General features: G+C 67.2%; 16 protein-coding genes. 8 read left to right on the forward strand and 8 right to left on the reverse strand.

The genetic code is table 11. The features are described from left to right. Window positions 1–112 precede the first annotated feature (112 nt). The gene (locus tag ACWGCN_RS00725) at window positions 113–385 is read right to left on the reverse strand and encodes a hypothetical protein (RefSeq protein ID WP_378989288.1); all 273 of its coding nucleotides are present in this window, start codon (window positions 383–385) and stop codon (window positions 113–115) included. 108 nt (window positions 386–493) lie between these two features. On the opposite strand from ACWGCN_RS00725, the gene ACWGCN_RS00730 reads away from it, so the two are divergent. The 3 genes from ACWGCN_RS00730 to ACWGCN_RS00740 all read left to right on the forward strand — a co-directional run bounded on the left by ACWGCN_RS00730 (window position 494) and on the right by ACWGCN_RS00740 (window position 3,370). Next, entirely contained in the window at window positions 494–1,675 is a 1,182-nt protein-coding gene (locus tag ACWGCN_RS00730; RefSeq protein WP_452460184.1) for an AAA family ATPase, read from the forward strand. A 262-nt stretch (window positions 1,676–1,937) separates the two neighbouring features. Then, window positions 1,938–2,888: an alpha/beta fold hydrolase gene (locus ACWGCN_RS00735; protein ID WP_452460183.1), complete on the forward strand. Its 951-nt coding sequence runs from the start codon at window positions 1,938–1,940 to the stop codon at window positions 2,886–2,888. A 191-nt stretch (window positions 2,889–3,079) separates the two neighbouring features. Continuing rightward, window positions 3,080–3,370 carry a hypothetical protein gene (locus ACWGCN_RS00740; RefSeq protein WP_056824003.1) on the forward strand — a complete coding sequence of 97 codons (291 nt, stop codon included), beginning with the start codon at window positions 3,080–3,082 and terminating at the stop codon, window positions 3,368–3,370. Window positions 3,371–3,454: 84 nt separating this feature from the next. On the opposite strand, the gene ACWGCN_RS00745 is transcribed toward ACWGCN_RS00740, so the two are convergent. Next, complete coding sequence (locus ACWGCN_RS00745; RefSeq protein WP_378989291.1) at window positions 3,455–4,633, reverse strand: thiolase family protein; 1,179 nt, start codon at window positions 4,631–4,633, stop codon at window positions 3,455–3,457. Window positions 4,634–4,880: 247 nt separating this feature from the next. Here ACWGCN_RS00745 and ACWGCN_RS00750 point away from each other — a divergent pair, with 247 nt between their 5' ends. The 3 genes from ACWGCN_RS00750 to ACWGCN_RS00760 are packed head-to-tail and all read left to right on the forward strand — an operon-like array spanning window position 4,881 to window position 8,422. Next, window positions 4,881–5,720, forward strand: coding sequence for a hypothetical protein (locus ACWGCN_RS00750; RefSeq protein ID WP_378634809.1), 840 nt, complete (start codon window positions 4,881–4,883; stop codon window positions 5,718–5,720). 30 nt (window positions 5,721–5,750) lie between these two features. Beyond that, a complete protein-coding gene (locus ACWGCN_RS00755) occupies window positions 5,751–7,673 on the forward strand; it encodes a fumarate reductase/succinate dehydrogenase flavoprotein subunit (RefSeq protein WP_378989292.1) in 1,923 nt (640 codons plus the stop codon). 2 nt (window positions 7,674–7,675) lie between these two features. Then, the gene (locus ACWGCN_RS00760) at window positions 7,676–8,422 is read left to right on the forward strand and encodes a succinate dehydrogenase/fumarate reductase iron-sulfur subunit (RefSeq protein ID WP_378989293.1); all 747 of its coding nucleotides are present in this window, start codon (window positions 7,676–7,678) and stop codon (window positions 8,420–8,422) included. A 322-nt stretch (window positions 8,423–8,744) separates the two neighbouring features. Here ACWGCN_RS00760 and ACWGCN_RS00765 read toward each other — a convergent pair whose 3' ends face one another. Genes ACWGCN_RS00765 through ACWGCN_RS00775 form a run of 3 tightly spaced genes read right to left on the reverse strand, consistent with a single transcriptional unit; the run spans window position 8,745 to window position 10,062 of the window. Continuing rightward, complete coding sequence (locus ACWGCN_RS00765; protein ID WP_378634801.1) at window positions 8,745–8,954, reverse strand: DUF397 domain-containing protein; 210 nt, start codon at window positions 8,952–8,954, stop codon at window positions 8,745–8,747. Beyond that, a complete protein-coding gene (locus ACWGCN_RS00770) occupies window positions 8,951–9,151 on the reverse strand; it encodes a DUF397 domain-containing protein (RefSeq protein WP_378634799.1) in 201 nt (66 codons plus the stop codon). Before ACWGCN_RS00770 ends, ACWGCN_RS00765 begins: the two co-directional genes overlap by 4 nt. After that, on the reverse strand, window positions 9,148–10,062 hold the full coding sequence (locus ACWGCN_RS00775; protein ID WP_378989294.1) for a helix-turn-helix domain-containing protein: 915 nt from the start codon (window positions 10,060–10,062) through the stop codon (window positions 9,148–9,150). Before ACWGCN_RS00775 ends, ACWGCN_RS00770 begins: the two co-directional genes overlap by 4 nt. A 182-nt stretch (window positions 10,063–10,244) precedes the next feature. Between ACWGCN_RS00775 and ACWGCN_RS00780 the strand changes: the two genes are divergently transcribed. Continuing rightward, window positions 10,245–10,451: a hypothetical protein gene (locus tag ACWGCN_RS00780; RefSeq protein ID WP_101465132.1), complete on the forward strand. Its 207-nt coding sequence runs from the start codon at window positions 10,245–10,247 to the stop codon at window positions 10,449–10,451. Here the strand turns inward: ACWGCN_RS00780 and ACWGCN_RS00785 are convergent. After that, a complete protein-coding gene (locus tag ACWGCN_RS00785) occupies window positions 10,448–11,395 on the reverse strand; it encodes a DNA-3-methyladenine glycosylase family protein (protein WP_452459679.1) in 948 nt (315 codons plus the stop codon). The two genes, ACWGCN_RS00780 and ACWGCN_RS00785, sit on opposite strands and share 4 nt — an antisense overlap. 27 nt (window positions 11,396–11,422) lie before the next feature. Then, window positions 11,423–14,236 (reverse strand): FAD-binding and (Fe-S)-binding domain-containing protein, encoded by a 2,814-nt coding sequence (locus ACWGCN_RS00790; protein WP_452459678.1) that lies wholly within the window; start codon window positions 14,234–14,236, stop codon window positions 11,423–11,425. A gap of 159 nt (window positions 14,237–14,395) precedes the next feature. On the opposite strand from ACWGCN_RS00790, the gene ACWGCN_RS00795 reads away from it, so the two are divergent. Further along, window positions 14,396–16,279, forward strand: coding sequence for an ABC transporter ATP-binding protein (locus tag ACWGCN_RS00795; RefSeq protein ID WP_452459677.1), 1,884 nt, complete (start codon window positions 14,396–14,398; stop codon window positions 16,277–16,279). A 44-nt stretch (window positions 16,280–16,323) separates the two neighbouring features. On the opposite strand, the gene ACWGCN_RS00800 is transcribed toward ACWGCN_RS00795, so the two are convergent. Further along, on the reverse strand, window positions 16,324–17,037 hold the full coding sequence (locus ACWGCN_RS00800) for a GntR family transcriptional regulator (protein ID WP_452459676.1): 714 nt from the start codon (window positions 17,035–17,037) through the stop codon (window positions 16,324–16,326). Between the last annotated feature and the right edge of the window lie 118 nt (window positions 17,038–17,155).

Genomic DNA, 17,155 nt, shown 5'->3' on the forward strand with positions numbered 1-17,155 from the left:
TCCAGCGAAGCACGCAAGTTGTTTTCCTACGACCGGAAAAGCCCAGAACAGAGGCCACGGTACCGGCGTGTCGGCGCGAGTAACGATTTCATCGTCCGCGCCGCGCGGCGCGTTACCCAGTGCGCCGCTCGCGCAGGGCGCGCTCGAGTTCGTCGATGCGCGTTCGGGCGTCGGCCAGGTCGACCTCGAGCCTGCCGAGCACGATCATCATCGGTCCGAGCGCCAGGTGAGCGAGCGACTCCGGCGGTATTTCGCCGTAGCCCCCCTCCAGCGTCGCCTCGAGCGTCGCCAGCAGGTTGCGCCGGACCGCGTCGGCCAGGTGCGCTTCCGGCGGCAGCGGCCATGCGGCGACGATTTCGGCGGCGGACACAGGTTGCTCGGACATCACCCTCCATCTCGGACCCAAGGACAGTCTCGTGTTCGCTAGCAGTATCTAGGACACAGCCCAGAGTTACCGAGATTCTCCCGTGCACACGCGCTACGGTTGTCCGGCATGGACCCCGTGCGCAATCCGTATGCACCCGGCGCCGGCCAGCGTCCGCCCGAATTGGCCGGGCGCGACAAACAACTCGCGGCGTTCGACATCGTGCTCGAGCGCATTGCCCGCGGTCGGCCCGAACGCAGCGTGATGCTCACCGGCCTGCGCGGTGTCGGGAAGACCGTGCTGCTCAACCAGCTTCGCTCGGCCGCCATCTCGCGCGGCTGGGGCACCGGCAAGATCGAAGCGAGACCCGACCAGGATCTGCGCAGACCGCTGTCCTCGGCGCTGCACATGGCGGTGCGCGCGATCGCGATGTCGGCCCGCAACGCCGAACAGGTCGACGATTTCCTCGGCATTCTCAAGGCCTTCGCGTTGCGCGCCACCGCGGACAAGGGCATGCGCGAACGGTGGCAGCCCGGTATCGATGTGCCCGCGGTGACCGGCCGCGCCGACTCGGGCGATATCGAGATCGATCTGATCGAACTGTTCAAAGAGGCTGCGGCCCTTGCCTCCGACATCGGTGTCGGCATTGCCATCTTCATCGACGAAATGCAAGACCTCGGCCCCGCCGACGTGTCCGCGATCTGCGGTGCCTGCCACGAACTGAGCCAGGACGGCGCCCCGCTGATCGTGGTCGGCGCGGGCCTGCCCCACCTCCCCGCGGTGCTCTCGGCCTCGAAAAGCTACTCGGAGCGACTGTTCAGCTACCACCGCATAGATCGCCTCGACCGCGAATCGGCCGACCGCGCGCTCATCGCGCCCGCCGAACGCGAAGAGGTGAAGTTCACCGAAACCGCACTCGATTCGCTCTATCAAAGAGCCGACGGCTACCCGTATTTCGTGCAGGCCTACGGCAAGGCGGCCTGGGATCAGGCACCCGAGAGCCCGATCACCGCCGAGGACGTCGCGGTGGCCTCCCCCGCCGCCGAGGAGGAACTCGCGGTCGGCTTCTTCGGCTCCCGCTACGAACGCGCGACCCCCGCCGAACGCGAGTACATGCGTGCCATGGCCGACCTCGCCGGCGACGACGCCCCGGTCGCCACCTCGGCGGTGGCCGCCGAGCTCGGCCGCAAACCCGCCTCGGTGTCCCCCGCGCGCGACGGCCTGATCAAGAAGGGCCTCATCTACTCGGCCGAACGCGGCACCATCGGCTTCACCGTCCCTCACTTCGGCCGCTACCTCCGGAGCGTATGAAAATCTTCGGACTTCTAGGGAATCACCTAGAGAGTCTGAGAAAGTTCTGCCGAACGACTCCTCGACAACTATCTACAGTTTTCTAGTTCAAGGGCTAGATATCCGAAGAATTTCCTGGGTAACGGTATGAGCCTGCCCGGGATCGGTTGCGCATCGGGTGGATAACGCGAGGGTTGACCGGCTAACACGCTGGAAACCTTCTCCGAAACACCAGCAGGACCCGCCGCTGAAGGTGGTCCCGCCGGAGGCGGAGGAGGCTCCAATGTCGAAGACCTTCCCTATCACCGACACCGACGGCCGTCGCTGCACCGTCGTCGCCGATGACGGCGTGCCGATCGCGGTCCGCAGCTTCGGCGCCACGGACGCGGCCCTGACCGTGGTTTTCGTGCACGGCCACTGCCTGCACACCGAATCCTGGTCGTTCCTGCGCGAACATCTGCTGCGGGAGTGGGACGCCGACGCCCGCATGGTCTTCTACGACCACCGCGGCCACGGCGAGTCCGGGCACGCTCACCACACCACCTACACGATCGACCAGCTCGCCACCGATCTCGACGCGGTGCTGCGCGCGGTCACCCCGACCGGGCCCTTGGTGCTCGTCGGTCATTCGATGGGCGCGATGGTGGTGCTCGCCTACGCCCGCCTCTATCCGGCGGCCATCGGTCACCGGGTCGCCGGGATCGGCCTGATCGCCGGCGCCGCGGGCGGCATCACCGAGGCCGGCCTCGGCAGGCTGCTCAACCGGCACGCCGTTGCCTCACTGCAGCGCGCCGTCGTGCACGCACCGCGCGTGATGCAGGCGTCGAAGCGCTTGTCCCGCTGGATCTTCGCGCCGCTGATCCGCGAGGCGAGCACGGGTACCCGGCGGGTGAATCCGCGCGTCGCGGCCATCGCCACGGCGGTGCTCAACGAGACCGCGCTGCTGACCATGTCCGGCTTCCTGAGCTCGCTGCTCGACTTCGACGAGGCCCACACTTTGCCCCACTTCGGCGATCTGCCCGCCCTCGTCCTGTCGGGCTCGGCCGACCTCATGGTGCCGTTCGCGCACTCGGTGGTGCTGGCCTCGCAGCTGGCGGGCGCCGAACTGGTGCGGGTCGAGGGCGCGGGTCACAGCGTCATCCTCGAACGCGCGGAGGAGGTGGCCCGGTCGATCATCGCGTTGGTCGAGCGGGCGAGCATCGACGCCCGTACGCGCTACGCCGTCGCCGGGTGAACGCAACAGTTACCGGATGGCAATCCTGTGATCCCCGACAACATCGGGCGTAAACCGAAAAGATCCGTTATTGTGGTGGAGATCACGTTGTGTGGTGAGTCACACAGCTCGGTGCAGTGCGGCCCGAGGCTTTTCGGGCGTGCCCGTGATCCGGCGAGTCGGTATGCCCGCCATATACACAGGAGGTAACGATGACACGCAGCGATATCGCGGAACTGCGCTACGCGGTCGGCCAACTCCGGCAATCGATAGGCGCACTGCGCTCCAACTACGGCGACGCGGCCACCATCCGTCGTCTGGAGAACGACCTCGAGCGGCTCGTCATCGACGCCGAGGACTTCGAGCAGGCACCACCGCCGGAACTCGCCGTCCCCCGCAGGTCGGAGCCGATCTACGTGCCCGACAGCAAGTCCGACGAAGCGGCATGGATGGGCGCTCAGGACGAAGGGCTCGGGTTTCATTCGCGCCCTAGAACAAAGTAAGACCTGATCACCGGCGCGACGGCCCTGCTGACAGGGTCGTCGCGCCGACCTCTTTCTGTCGGCCCCGGCCCGGGTGTCTCAGGATTACCCGGCTCGGTGTCGGCCCAGTTTGCGGGTTCGGGAGCCGTGGAAGCGGGCGCCTCGGGGGACTTCGGTCGGTTCGTCGATTTCGGCGGATTCGAACAGGGCGGCGATGCCGTGGTCGTGGCCGAGGGCGATGGCCTCCAGGCCGTAGCGGCCGCCGGTGCGGCCCAGTTCGTGCAGCATCGTGGTCATGATTCGCAGGCCGGTGGCGCCAACCGGGTGCCCGAGTGCGATATCGGAGCCGTTCACGTTGAGCCGGTCGAGTGGGTCGAGTTCCCACTCGGTGGCCAACGCGAGCACCTCCACCGCGTAGCCCTCGTTGATTTCGAGCAGATCGATCTCGTCCAGCGAGCATCCGGTCCGCCCGAGCAGCTTCGACACCGCCGGTGCCGCCCCGAGTCCCGGCCCCGCGTTGTCACAACCGGCCGCGGCCCAGCCCGCGAGAAACGCCATCGGCGTCAGCCCGAGCTCGCCGAGCCGATCCTCGGCCACGACCAGGCACGCCGACGCCCCGAGCCGATGCGAACTCATGTTCCCCACCGTCACCACGCCCTCGCGCAGCAGCGGGCGCAAACCGGCCAGCGTGTGGGTCGACAGGTCGTCGCGCACCCCCTCGTCCCGGGTGATCTGGTGATCGCCGTAACCGGCGGCCACCCCGACGACCTCGGCCGCGAACGCACCCTGGCGCCAGGCGCGGGCCGCCTTGCGATGACTGGCCACCGCGAACTCGTCGGCGGCACTGCGGTCGATCCCGTAGTAGTGCGCCAACCGCTCGGCATTGTGCAATCCCGCGGTCCCGCCGGGCAGCCCGGCCGGTGTCGCCGCGCACTCCACCCCACCCGCGACCACCACGTCGGCGGCGCCGGTCTGCACCATCATCGCCGCGGTGATCACCGCCTGCAGGCCGCTGCCGCCGTGTTTGTCGGTCACGAAACCGGGTACTGCGAAAGGTAATCCGGCACCGCGAGCGGCGAGCGAGCCCACCGCGGGTTTGTCGGAGAGGCCGCCGTCGATACAGGCCATGGCCACATCGTCGATGCGTAGCGGGTCGATGCCCGAGCGTTCGATCACGGCGGACAACACCGTGGTCGCCAGCCACTCGGCGGGCATACCCGACAGCGCGCCACCCTCGACGCCACTGGGCGTGCGGACGGGTGCCACGATCGCGGCTCTTCTCATTGCGCGTCACGCTCCTCTCCCCGGTGCGGGGAATACCTGTCACAGGGCACCACAGGTTTGTTGCACGGGCATGACGGGTCGTCACGGACGTCACGGCTGTGATCGAGATCACCGGCATGTGTGACAACCGAGTGGGTGAGACCCACCGCGAGCGGCGCGAACACAGGCGTATGGTGCTCCACATCACAATCCATCGCGGTGGGTAATGATCACTGCCGCAGACCCGAGGATCAGCGAGGCATCCACCGTGAGTGCCGCACCGACCGCCTCCCCCGCGTCACACTCCGCGGGCACCGGCGTCTTCAGCAGAACGCGTGCCCGCATCTCCGCGCGCACCCTCCGCACCGACCGCTGGTGGCTACCACCGCTGTTCACCGCGCTCGGGCTCGCCGCGTTCGTCATCTACGCGACGATCAGATCCTTTGTGCGGACGGCCTACTGGGTCCCCGAGTTCCACTATCTGACGCCGTTCTACTCGCCGTGTCTGAGCGACTCGTGCGCACCGGGATCGGCGCACTTCGGCACCCCGTTCCCCGAGCTGCCGATGTGGATTCCGCTCGGTTTCGTGGTGCTGCCGTTCCTGCTCGGCTTCCGGCTCACCTGCTACTACTACCGCAAGGCCTACTACCGCTCGGTGTGGTTCTCGCCGCCGGCCTGCGCGGTGGCCGAGCCGCACGCGCGCTACACCGGAGAGTCGCGGCTGCCGTTGATCATCCAGAACGCGCACCGCTACTTCTTCTACGTGGCGCTGGTGGTCTCGCTGGTCAACACCTACGACGCGATCACCGCGTTCCACGGCAGCAGTGGCGGTTTCGGTTTCGGCCTCGGCAACATCGTGCTGCTGGTGAACGTGATCCTGCTGTGGGCCTACACCCTGTCGTGTCATTCGTGCAGGCACATCGCGGGCGGGCGGCTCAAGAACTTCTCCGCCCACCCGGTGCGGTACTGGTACTGGACCCAGATCTCCAAGCTCAACACCCGCCACATGGCGCTGGCCTGGACCACCCTCGGCACCCTCGTGCTCACCGACTTCTACGTGATGTTGGTTGCGAGCCACACCATTTCGGACCTGCGGTTCGTCAACTGAGCTGCGACAACGCGAGGAGCTTGTATTTCAATGCCAGACGTGGAACGGCACGACTACGACGTCGTGGTGATCGGGGCGGGCGGCGCGGGTCTGCGAGCCGTGATCGAGGCACGCGAACAAGGGCTTTCGGTGGCGGTGGTGTGTAAGTCGTTGTTCGGCAAGGCACATACCGTGATGGCCGAGGGCGGCTGCGCGGCCTCGATGGGCAATGCCAACGAGAAGGACAACTGGCAGACGCACTTCAAGGACACCATGCGCGGCGGTAAGTTCCTCAACAACTGGCGCATGGCCGAACTACATGCCCAGGAGGCCGCCGACCGGGTGTGGGAGCTGGAAACCTATGGCGCGCTGTTCGATCGGACGCCCGACGGCCGGATCAGCCAGCGCAACTTCGGCGGCCACACCTATCCGCGCCTGGCCCATGTCGGCGACCGGACCGGCCTCGAACTGATCCGCACGATGCAGCAGAAGATCGTCTCGTTGCAGCAGGAGGACTACGCGGCCACGGGCGACTACGAGGCCAGGATCAAGGTCTTCGCCGAGTGCACGATCACCGAATTGCTCACCGACGCGGGCGCTGTCGCGGGTGCGTTCGGCTACTGGCGCGAATCCGGCGGCTTCGTGCTGTTCAAGGCGCCGGCCATCGTGTTGGCCACCGGTGGAATCGGCAAGTCGTACAAGGTGACATCGAACTCCTGGGAGTACACCGGCGACGGCCACGCGCTGGCGCTGCGCTCCGGCGCGACGCTGATCAATATGGAGTTCCTGCAGTTCCACCCCACCGGCATGGTCTGGCCACCGAGCGTGAAGGGCATCCTCGTCACCGAGGGCGTGCGCGGCGACGGCGGCGTGCTGAAGAACTCCGACGGCAAGCGGTTCATGTTCGACTACATCCCGCCGGTCTTCAAGGGCCAGTATGCCGAAACCGAGGAGGAAGCCGATCAGTGGTTGCGCGACAACGATTCCGCGCGCCGCACTCCTGATCTCCTCCCCCGCGACGAGGTCGCGCGGGCGATCAACGAGGAGGTGAAGGCGGGCCGCGGCACCGAGCACGGCGGCGTCTATCTCGACATCGCCTCCCGCATGCCCGCCGACGAGATCGTGCGCAGGCTGCCGTCGATGCACCATCAGTTCAAGGAACTGGCCGATGTCGACATCACGGCCGAGCCGATGGAAGTCGGCCCCACCTGCCACTACGTGATGGGTGGGATCGAGGTGAACCCCGATTCCGGGGCGGCGGTCGTGCCCGGATTGTTCGCTGCCGGTGAGTGTTCCGGCGGCATGCACGGCTCGAACCGGCTCGGCGGCAACTCGCTGTCGGACCTGTTGGTGTTCGGCCGCCGGGCGGGGCTCGGCGCGTCGGCCTACGTGCAGCAACTCACCGACAAGCCGACACCCGCCGAAACCGATATCGAGGCGGCTGTGAAAACCGCGCTGGCGCCGTTCGATTCGCGTGCGGAGGGCTCCGGCGAGAACCCGTACACCCTGCACTCCGAACTCCAGCAGACGATGAACGACCTGGTCGGCATCATCCGCAAGGAACACGAGGTGCGCGCGGCGATCGACAAACTCGGCGAGCTGCGTGTCCGCTACGCCGATGTGGCGGTGGAGGGCAAGCGACCGTTCAACCCCGGTTGGCACCTGGCGCTGGACCTGGCCAACATGCTGATCGTGAGCGAATGTGTCGCGCAGGCAGCGCTGTTGCGCACCGAGAGTCGCGGTGGCCACACCCGCGACGATCATCCCGGCATGAACCCGGACTGGCGCAACACACTGCTGGTCTGCGCCGTCGATCCGGCGTCGGACGCGCAGATCCCCGACGTCACCGTCACCCCGGCCGATCAGACGCCGATGCGCGACGACCTACTCGCCCTGTTCGAACTGAGCGAGCTCGAAAAGTACTACACCGAGCAAGAATTGGCTGCGCACCCGGCAGCCGAGGGAAAGGCGTAACCATGGGATACGACGCCCGGTTCCGGGTCTGGCGCGGCGACATCGACGGCGGGAGCCTCGAGGACTACACGGTGGCGGTGAACGAGGGCGAAGTGGTGCTCGACATCATCCACCGGCTCCAGGCCACCCAGACCCCCGACCTCGCTGTGCGCTGGAATTGCAAAGCGGGCAAGTGTGGTTCGTGTTCGGCGGAGGTGAACGGGCGCCCGCGCCTGCTGTGCATGACGCGGATGTCGACGTTCACCCCGGACGAGGTCATCACCGTCACCCCGATGCGAACGTTCCCGATCATCAAGGATCTGGTCACCGACGTCTCGTTCAACTACGAGAAGGCAAGGGAGATACCGTCGTTCGCGCCACCGGCCGGTCTCGCTCCGGGCGAGTACCGAATGAAGCAGGTCGACGTCGAGCGCTCACAGGAGTTCCGCAAGTGCATCGAGTGCTTCCTGTGTCAGGACACCTGCCATGTGGTGCGTGATCACGAGGAGAACAAGACCTCCTTCGCGGGTCCGCGTTATCTGATGCGTATCACGGAGTTGGAGATGCACCCCCTCGACACCCGTGACCGACGCGAAATGGCCCAGGAGGAAGCAGGTTTGGGCTATTGCAATATCACCAAGTGCTGCACCGATGTGTGCCCCGAGCACATCAAGATCACCGACAACGCGTTGATTCCCTTGAAAGAACGGGTCGTGGACAGGCGATATGACCCGATTGTCTGGCTCGGCAATAAATTGTTCCGCCGGTAGGAAACTGTTGTCGCTGCGGGGTGCGAAACCCCGCAGCGACGGCTGCCTACAAGACAGCGACAGTCCCTACAGCGACTAATCCGACCAGTAATCCGATGAACAGCGCCGACAGCAAAGAGGCGGTGAGTACGTAGATTCCGATCGCGGATACCGCGAACAGCAGTACCACGATCAGGCGTTCCACACCGTCCTCAGGCGCTAGCCTCCGGTACCGGGGTGGCATTTTCTTCAACCCTCGGTCCATATACCTGGGTTACCCGACCCGACGCCGCACCAAACCTCGACCTATGCCGAAAATCTATCGTTCCGTGATCTACCGTGATCAAGGACGATCGAACTCGCCGTCGTGTACGCCCGCGGTGAAGGCGGTCCATTCACTCGGGGTGAAGATCAGCACGGGGCCGCCGGGATTCTTGCTGTCGCGTAGCGCGACGTACCCGTCTGCCAGCATGGCGACCTCCACGCTGCCGTCGTCGGTGCCCGCGCGCAGCCAGGTGGCACCGGAGGTGTCGATGTCGCGCTTGGTGTTCACGCGAACGCGCCGGTGTCGATGCCGCGGGTGAAGGCGTCCCAGCTCGCGCCGTCGAAGACCAGGGCGGGACCGGCGGGATTCTTGCTGTCGCGCACCCCGACGTGCCCGCCGAACAGGAAAGCAACTTCGACGCAATCCTTGCCCGCACCACTGCGGGTGCTCTTGAACCAGTGTGCGTCGACGAGATCGAAACTCATGCCACATACTCCTTCGCGACCTGCCGCAGCAGGTGTCTACTCGGTTGGATATCCAGCGCATGACGCTGGAGGCATTCGTGAGCCCGGTCGTACCTTCGAACATCCGCGCGTCGTTCCAGGTAGAGGTCACCGGTAAAGCCTTCGGCGTACACCACTGGTGGTTCGACCGGTTGCCCTTTGCTGTCGGTACCGAACTCGAGAACCGTGAAAGGTCCGGTAGAGACTCCGAGTGGAACACCGGCGGCAAACGGCAGGATGCGCAATGCCACATTACTTCGGGTACTCGCGTCGGCGAGGTGTCGCAACTGCGCAGCCATCACCTTTGCATCACCGACGATGCTACGCAATACCGATTCGTGCAGAACCACGTCGATCTCGGCGGGCGAATGCTTGCGGGTGATCAACACCTGCCGTTGCAGCCGCAGTGCGACCCGCCGATCGAGCTCGTCGACCGAATCCTGGGGGAAGCCCAGATGATTCAGCGCGCGAGCGTATTCCGCGGTCTGCAGCAGACCGGGAACCAGCTCGGACTGGTAGGCGCGTAACCGTTGCGCCGATGCCTCCAAACCCACATAGATATCGAAGTTTTCGGGAATCAAGTCGCCGTAGGCGTGCCACCAGCTCTTGACGGCGGCCTGCTGCGCCAGACCGGCGAAGCCTTCGGCGAGATCGTCGGGAATGCCGTAGATCCGGCACAGCTCGTGGATGTCGATGGTGCGAATGCGATCGGCCTGACCCTTTTCCAGTCGCTGGAGGGTGCTGGCTCCCCACTCCATCAGCCGTGCCGCCTCGGCGATGGTGAGCCCGGCCTGGGTGCGCCAATCACGCAGGTAGCGACCGAGTTGGCGGCGCGGCAGAGTCGAGGAGACGCCCGCCTGCCCCGCTGTTCCGTTCGATGCGTTCGCTGCCACAGCCCCACTCCTTCTGTGTCGCATACCCGTCATCCCCGCCATGCCCCGCTGCGGCGGTGGATTCGTCCAGTCTGGGGAATCCTGCACTCCCCGTTGGATGTCGTGCTGGGAATTCGCGGTAAATCCCATCTTTCGCGCGTGTACTCACCGTTAGCCGGGCGTTTGCGTGCTGTGCTGTTTTCATGCAATTGAGCGAAGTGAACATGCGCGTCGCCACAGCACTGCTGAGTTGCTCCATCGATCCGGGCCCGATGGAGCCCGAACAAGCCCACGCCGCAATGCAACTACACCTCGACTGCACAGTCGAAGAGTGCCGGGTGCGCCGACGGGCGCGCAACACCCTCGTCGAAGCGGGCCGCTGCGTGCTGGACGCACGCGCGACACGCTAGTGATGACGATGGTCGGTGATCGGGTCGCGCGGGCCGAACTTCGGTTTGCGCGCCTGCCCGCTGAGCCCCAGCAGTCGCACCGCGCGGTAGCGGTGGGGTTGTAGCGGTCGCAGGTATTCGATCATCGCGTCGTCGTCGATCGGGTGGCCGAGCAGACTCCAGCCGACGACGGCGGCGAGGTGGTAGTCGCCGACCGAGAGGGCATCAGCGTCGCCGAACGCGCGTTGCGCGGTCTCGGCCACCGTCCACACCCCGATACCGGGCAGGCTGCGCAGACGTCGCGCGGCCTCGGCCGGGTCGAGCGTGGCGGTGCGTTCGATCGAGTCGGCGACTCTGGCAGCGCGCACGATGGTCTGTGCGCGCTGCGGCCCGACATTGGCCCGGTGGTACTTCCACGACGGGATCAATCGCCAGGTCTCGGCGTCCGGCGCCACCATCAGGCCGGTCGGCGCCGGGCCGGGGGCCTTGGTCCCGAACTCGCGGACCAAGGTGCGCCAGGCGGCGAACGACGACTTCGTGTGCACCTTCTGTTCGAGGATGGCCGGGATGAGCGACTCCATCACCAGGCCGGTCTTCAGCATGCGCAGACCGGGCACCGTGCGGTGGGCTTCGACCAGCTTTGGGTGTGCGGGGGCGAAGTCGTCGAGGTCTTCCTCGAGACAGAGCATGCGGTCGAGACCGGCCAGGAATTCCTCGGCTCCCGGCCCCCAGGCGCGGGCGGCGACGCCGTCACGGCCGTCCTGGGTCAGCCGGTAGGTGACCACGCCGGTCGGCATTCGCGAAGCGTGCCAGTGGCTGCCGTCCGGGCCGATGTGGTGGCAGGGATCGCCGCCGCCGCGGCGCAGGGGCGAGACGGTGATGCCGACGTCGAAGGGCCTGCTCGACCGGACGGTCCTGGACAGGCAGGCCGAGGCCAGGTCCGGGTCCAGGGTCTGGTCACGCATTCGACCATTGTGCGCCTGTGATCGGCGTCAACCGGCAGCCGGTGCGCTCGAACAATCGAGCAGGTACCTGGCCAGATGCACGCCGGGGGTATGGGCGAGTTGGTCGGCCTGGGTGCGGCAGGAGAAGCCGTCGGCCAGGAAGACGGCATGCGGCGGGGCGTTCCTCAGCGCCGGGAGCAGGGCGTTCTCGGCGACCGCGACCGAGATGTCGTAGTGGCCGCGTTGCATGCCGAAGTTGCCGGCCAGACCGCAGCAGCCCGCCAGTTCCCCGACGGTGACGCCCATCGCGGCGAGGATTCGGCGTTCGGCGTCGAAGCCGCCTACCGCGTGCTGGTGGCAGTGCGGCTGGACGATCACGATGTCGTGCGGTCGACGGGGTGGTTGCCAGCCGGGGTGCTCCAGCAGGAACTCGGCGAGGGTGCGGACCGCGGCGGCGACCTGTTTCGCTCGTGGATCGCCGGGGAGCAGTTCGGGGAGGTCGGCACGCAGGGTGGCGGTGCAGGACGGTTCGAGACCGACGATCAGGCCACCGGCGGCTACGTGGGTGGCCAGTGCGTCCACGGTGGCGCGCAGCCGGGCGCGGGCGCCGTCGAGTTGGCCGGTGCTGATCCAGGTCAGGCCACAGCACACCCGGTCACTGGGGATGCGCACGCGATAGCCGAGTTGTTCGATCAGTTGGGTCGCGGCTGCCGCGTTCTCCGGGTCGAAGGTGTCGGTGAAGGTGTCGATCCACAGCATGACCTCGGTGGCCGAGGTCTCGCGGTGGCCTGTGCGGTCGTCGCTGCCCAGCGATCGGCGAAACGACTTCGAGGCGAGTCGCGGCGCTGCTCGCCTCGGGTCGATTCCGGCCAGGCGCATGCCGGCCCGGCGCAGGCGCGGACGGGCCGCGACGGCATTGGCCAGGCGTGGGAAGTGCTGGGCGATGGCGAGCCAGCGCGGGAGCCGGCCGAGCACGTAGTGATCCACCGGCCGTAAGCGTCCGCGGTAGCGCCGATACAGCGCCTCGGATTTGTAAGTGGCCATGTCGACGCCCGCGGGGCAGTCGGCGGCGCAGGCCTTGCACGAGAGGCAGAGATCGAGGGATTGCTCGACTGCCGGTGCACGCCAGTCGAGTTCGCCTCGAACGACTTCCTGGAGAACTCTGGCCCTGGCCCTGGTGGTGTCCTTCTCGTCGGCGGTGGCCAGGTACGAGGGACACATGAAGCCGCCGGAACCGCCGGTGTCCGCGCGGCACTTGCCGATTCCTACACATCTGTGCACAGCTGTGGACAAATCGCCGGAGTCCGCGGACAGGGCGAACCCCCGCGAGGGGACCGGCGTGAGCCCGGCCACCCGCAGGTCGGCGTCGACGGGGCTCGGGGCGACGAGGACGCCGGGGTTGAGCAGGTCGCCGGGATCGAACAGGGACTTGAAGCCCGCGAAGGCCGCGCGAGCGGCCGGTGAGTACATCACTTCGAGCAGCTCGGATCTGGCGCGGCCGTCACCGTGTTCGCCCGAGAGCGATCCACCGTGGCGCACAACGAGTTCGGCGGCGTCGAAGAGGAAGGTGCGAAAACGCCGGGGCGCGTCGGTGATCGGGAAGTCGAGGCGCACGTGGATGCAACCGTCGCCGATGTGTCCGTACAGCAGACCACCCACATCGTATTCGGCGGTGAGCGTCGCGAATTCGCGCAGATACGCCCCCAGATTCTCCGGCGGGACAGCGGCGTCCTCCCACCCGGGCCAGGCGGGCTTCCCGTCGGGGGTTCGTCCCGCCAGACCGGCGCCATCGGCCCGAATACGCCAGAGTGCCGCTGTGGCCACCGGATCGGTGACGATCCGGTGATCATCGGCGTGGCTCGCCGCGCACAGGCGCCGGGCCGCGGCCAGTGCCTCGGCCGGGCTCGCCCCCGCCGTTTCGACGAACAGCCAGCCACGACCTCGTGGCAACTCCGGCACGGTCCCCCGATGCGCGCGGACCACATCGACCAGTCCGGCATCGATGCCTTCGACCGCGATCGGCGCGCAGCTGGTCACCGCGGCGATATCGTCCGCGGCCGAGGCGATGTCGGGGTACCCGAGCACCGTGAGCACCGTCGCGGCGGGCACCGGCGTGAGCGCGACCTCCGCTTCCAGGAGTAGTCCACAGGTGCCTTCGGAACCGGCGAACGCCTTCGCCACCGACGAACCGCGTTCCGGCAGCAGGTGTTCCAGCCCGTAGCCGGATGCCTGCCGATCGAACCGTCCCAGCTCGGTGCGCAATATCGCCAGGTTCGTGGTGGTGAACTTCGCCAGGCCGGGCACCGCGGCCAGGTCGGTACCGAGTGTCCGCCGTTCCCCCGTGCCGTCGAGAACGCGCAGCTCACGCACCGTATCGGAGGTACGACCCCAGGCCAGCGCATGCGGTCCGCACGCGTTGTTGCCGATCATCCCGCCCAGGGTGCACCGGTCCTGCGTCGACGGGTCGGGCCCGAACCGCAACCCGTGCGGCCGCAGCCGCCGTTGCAGATCCGACAGCACCAGCCCCGGCTGCACGATCGCTGTTCGCGCCTCGAGGTCGACCGCGCGCACGGCGTTCATCTGCCTGCTGAAATCCAGCACGATGCCGGGTCCGATGGCGTTGCCCGCGACCGAGGTGCCCGCGCCGCGAGCGGTGATCGACAGCCCGTTCTCGCGGGCGAAGTTCACGGTGGCGGCGACGTCGTCCTCGCCACGGGGAAACACGACCACGGCGGGCCGGACGCGGTAGTTGGAGGCGTCGGCGGAGTACTCGACGCGTCTGCGCACCGACGCGTCGACCGGGCAGCCGGTCCGCGTGCGCAGTGCGTCGGCCAGCTTTTCCGAGCTCCGGTCGTCGTCCACCCGACCAGCCTATTCCGGTCACCTGGTGGTGATCGGAGGCTGGTTTTCGCTGTGCGCTGAACCCGGTGCGTCCGGAAAGTATTTGCAGTCAACCTTTGTTGAGGTTTTAGTGTCGGTGGGCAGGAGTTCAATGGGCGGGGAGCCTCGAGGAGAGTGGCAGTGAGTATCGAATCAGTGGCCTACAGCCAGATGTACCGGCGCGTGAACGCACCGGAGGAACAGCGCCCGTTCAGCATGGTGACAGCACGGCGGATCCTGCGCTTCGCCGAGCATCACCGGCGCCGGATCGGCGGGTTCCTGCTGCTCAGCGTGGTGGCGGCGGTGCTCGGTGTGGCCACCCCGGTGCTGGCGGGGCGGGTTGTCAACGGGATCGTCGACGGTGCGGCGCCGCGCACCGTGGTGCTGCTCGCACTCGCCATCGCGGCCCTGGCCGTCCTCGACGCGGCCCTCGGCATCGCCATCCGCTGGCTGTCCGCAAGGATCGGCGAGGGCCTGATCCTCGATCTGCGCACCGCCGTGTTCGATCACGTGCAGAAGATGCCCGTCGCGTTCTTCACCCGGACCCGCACCGGCGCGCTGGTGAGCCGGCTGAACAGCGATGTGATCGGCGCGCAGCGCGCGTTCAGCGACACTCTGTCCGGCGTGATCACCAACCTCGTCACCCTGGTGCTCACGCTCGCCGTGATGCTCAGCATCTCCTGGCAGATCACCCTGCTCGCCCTTGTCCTTCTCCCCGTCTTCGTGATCCCCGCCCGGCGCGCCGGCAACAAACTCGCCGCCATGCAGCGTGAGGCGGCCCAGCTCAATGCCGCCATGAGCACCCAGATGACCGAGCGTTTCTCCGCACCGGGCGCCACGTTGGTGAAGCTGTTCGGCAGGCCGAAGCAGGAATCGTCGGAGTTCGCGGAGCGCGCCACCCGCGTGCGCGACATCGGCGTACGCACCGCGATGCTGCAGACCACCTTCGTCACCTCGCTCACCCTGGTCTCCGCGCTCGCGCTCGCCCTGGTCTACGGCCTCGGCGGCTGGTACGCGCTGACGGGCAGCCTCGACGCGGGCTCGGTCGTCGCGCTTTCGCTGCTGCTCACCCGCCTCTACACCCCGCTCACCGCGCTGGCCAGCGCCCGCCTGGAGATCATGTCCGCGCTGGTGAGTTTCGAGCGTGTCTTCGAGGTGCTCGACCTGAAGCCGCTGATCGAGGACGCCCCGCACGCCACCTCGGTGCCCGACGGCCCGGTCGCGGTGGAACTGGACGCGGTGAACTTCGGTTACCCGTCGGCCGACAAGGTCTCGCTCGCTTCGCTGGAAGATGTCGCGACACTGGACCGCCGTGGCGGTATCGAGGTGCTGCACGAGGTGTCGCTGCGCGCCGAACCCGGACAGCTCATCGCGCTGGTCGGCTCCTCCGGCGCGGGCAAATCCACTATCGCCCAGCTGGTTTCGCGCCTCTACGACGTCGACTCCGGCGCGGTCCGCCTCAACGGGTCCGACGTGCGCGACCTGACCACCGAATCCATCCAGCGCACCGTCGGCCTGGTCACCCAGGACGGGCACCTCTTCCACGACACCATCCGCGCGAATCTCCTGCTGGCCCGGCCGGAAGCCACCGAAAACGAACTGTGGGACGCCCTCGGTCGCGCCCGGCTCGGCGACCTGGTCGATTCGCTGTCCGACGGTCTGGACACGGTGGTCGGCGAACGCGGTTACCGCCTCTCCGGCGGTGAACGCCAACGCCTCACCATCGCCCGCCTGCTTCTCAAGCAGCCGAGAGTCGTCATCCTCGACGAGGCGACCGCGTCCCTCGACTCCACCTCGGAGGCCGCGGTTCAGGAAGCCCTCACCGAAGCGCTGACCGGCCGCACCGCACTGGTCATCGCCCACCGCCTGTCCACCATCCGCGCCGCCGACCAGATCCTGGTCCTCGAGGACGGCCGCGTCGTCGAGCGTGGCACCCACGCCACCCTCCTCAACGCCGACGGCCGGTACGCCGAGCTCTACCGAACCCAGTTCGCCGACGACCCGGTGGCCCCTGCCACCGTCTGAGCGAACGGTCTGTTCAGCCCAGCTCCCCGATCGCGGGGGCTGGGCTAGCGGTCGTCGCCAGGAGCATGGTCATGGTCGGAATGCCGTAGCGCGGTGACGATCGTGAGGGTGGGGGTGCGACCTGCTTCGGTGTGGCTGAGCATGGCGTATTCGGCCAGGCGTTCGTCGCCCGAGGCGATCGCGTCGATGAGGTGCTGGTGTTCGTCGCGCTGTTCCTCGGTGTTGCGTTCGGTGGTGAGGAAGAACAGCCAGGCCATCCGGGCGAGGATGGTGCGCATCAGCTGAGTGAGCAGCGAGTTGCCGGACAGTTCCACGATGGCGCCGTGCAGCTTCGCGTTCGTCTCGGCGATGCGGAGCGGATCACCAGAATCGGTGGCCTCCTGCGCTTCTCGCAGCGCGGCCCGCAGGGGCGAGCTGTCGTGCCCCTGCCTGATCCGGGCAGCGGCGAGTCGGGCAGCCAGCGGTTCCAAACCGATGCGGACATCGAAGAGTTCTTCCACCGCGGTGGCATCCCAGGACCGCACGACCGCGCTGCGACGCGGCAGCGCGCTGACGATGCCGTCGAATTCGAGTAATGCCAGGGCTTCTCGCACCGGCAGGCGCGAGGTGCCGAGCATGGCGGCCAGGCGCGCCTCCGGCAGTTTCTCGCCTTCGCGGTACTCCCCCGTGATGATCGCGCGGCGCAGATCGTCGTATATCCGTCGCGTCTGCGAAGTGTCGTCGACGACTTCTACCGGCGGACGTAGGTTTCGGGCCACCCGAACAGTCTACGAAGCCGCGCCGATGGTGACGGCCGGCGATCGCGCAGTCTAGCGGCGGACCTACCGAATTCAATCCGGTAGACCAAATATATCTTTGTCCACCTCAGACCACCTG

The organism is Nocardia sp. NPDC055050 (assembly GCF_053608345.1).

Coding starts and splice junctions, on each gene's coding strand:
- ACWGCN_RS00725 (WP_378989288.1), bottom strand. CDS start 385: ATGTCCGAGCAACCTGTGTCCGCCGCCGAAATCGTCGCCGCATGGCCG.
- ACWGCN_RS00730 (WP_452460184.1), top strand. CDS start 494: ATGGACCCCGTGCGCAATCCGTATGCACCCGGCGCCGGCCAGCGTCCG.
- ACWGCN_RS00735 (WP_452460183.1), top strand. CDS start 1,938: ATGTCGAAGACCTTCCCTATCACCGACACCGACGGCCGTCGCTGCACC.
- ACWGCN_RS00740 (WP_056824003.1), top strand. CDS start 3,080: ATGACACGCAGCGATATCGCGGAACTGCGCTACGCGGTCGGCCAACTC.
- ACWGCN_RS00745 (WP_378989291.1), bottom strand. CDS start 4,633: ATGAGAAGAGCCGCGATCGTGGCACCCGTCCGCACGCCCAGTGGCGTC.
- ACWGCN_RS00755 (WP_378989292.1), top strand. CDS start 5,751: ATGCCAGACGTGGAACGGCACGACTACGACGTCGTGGTGATCGGGGCG.
- ACWGCN_RS00760 (WP_378989293.1), top strand. CDS start 7,676: ATGGGATACGACGCCCGGTTCCGGGTCTGGCGCGGCGACATCGACGGC.
- ACWGCN_RS00770 (WP_378634799.1), bottom strand. CDS start 9,151: ATGAGTTTCGATCTCGTCGACGCACACTGGTTCAAGAGCACCCGCAGT.
- ACWGCN_RS00780 (WP_101465132.1), top strand. CDS start 10,245: ATGCAATTGAGCGAAGTGAACATGCGCGTCGCCACAGCACTGCTGAGT.
- ACWGCN_RS00785 (WP_452459679.1), bottom strand. CDS start 11,395: ATGCGTGACCAGACCCTGGACCCGGACCTGGCCTCGGCCTGCCTGTCC.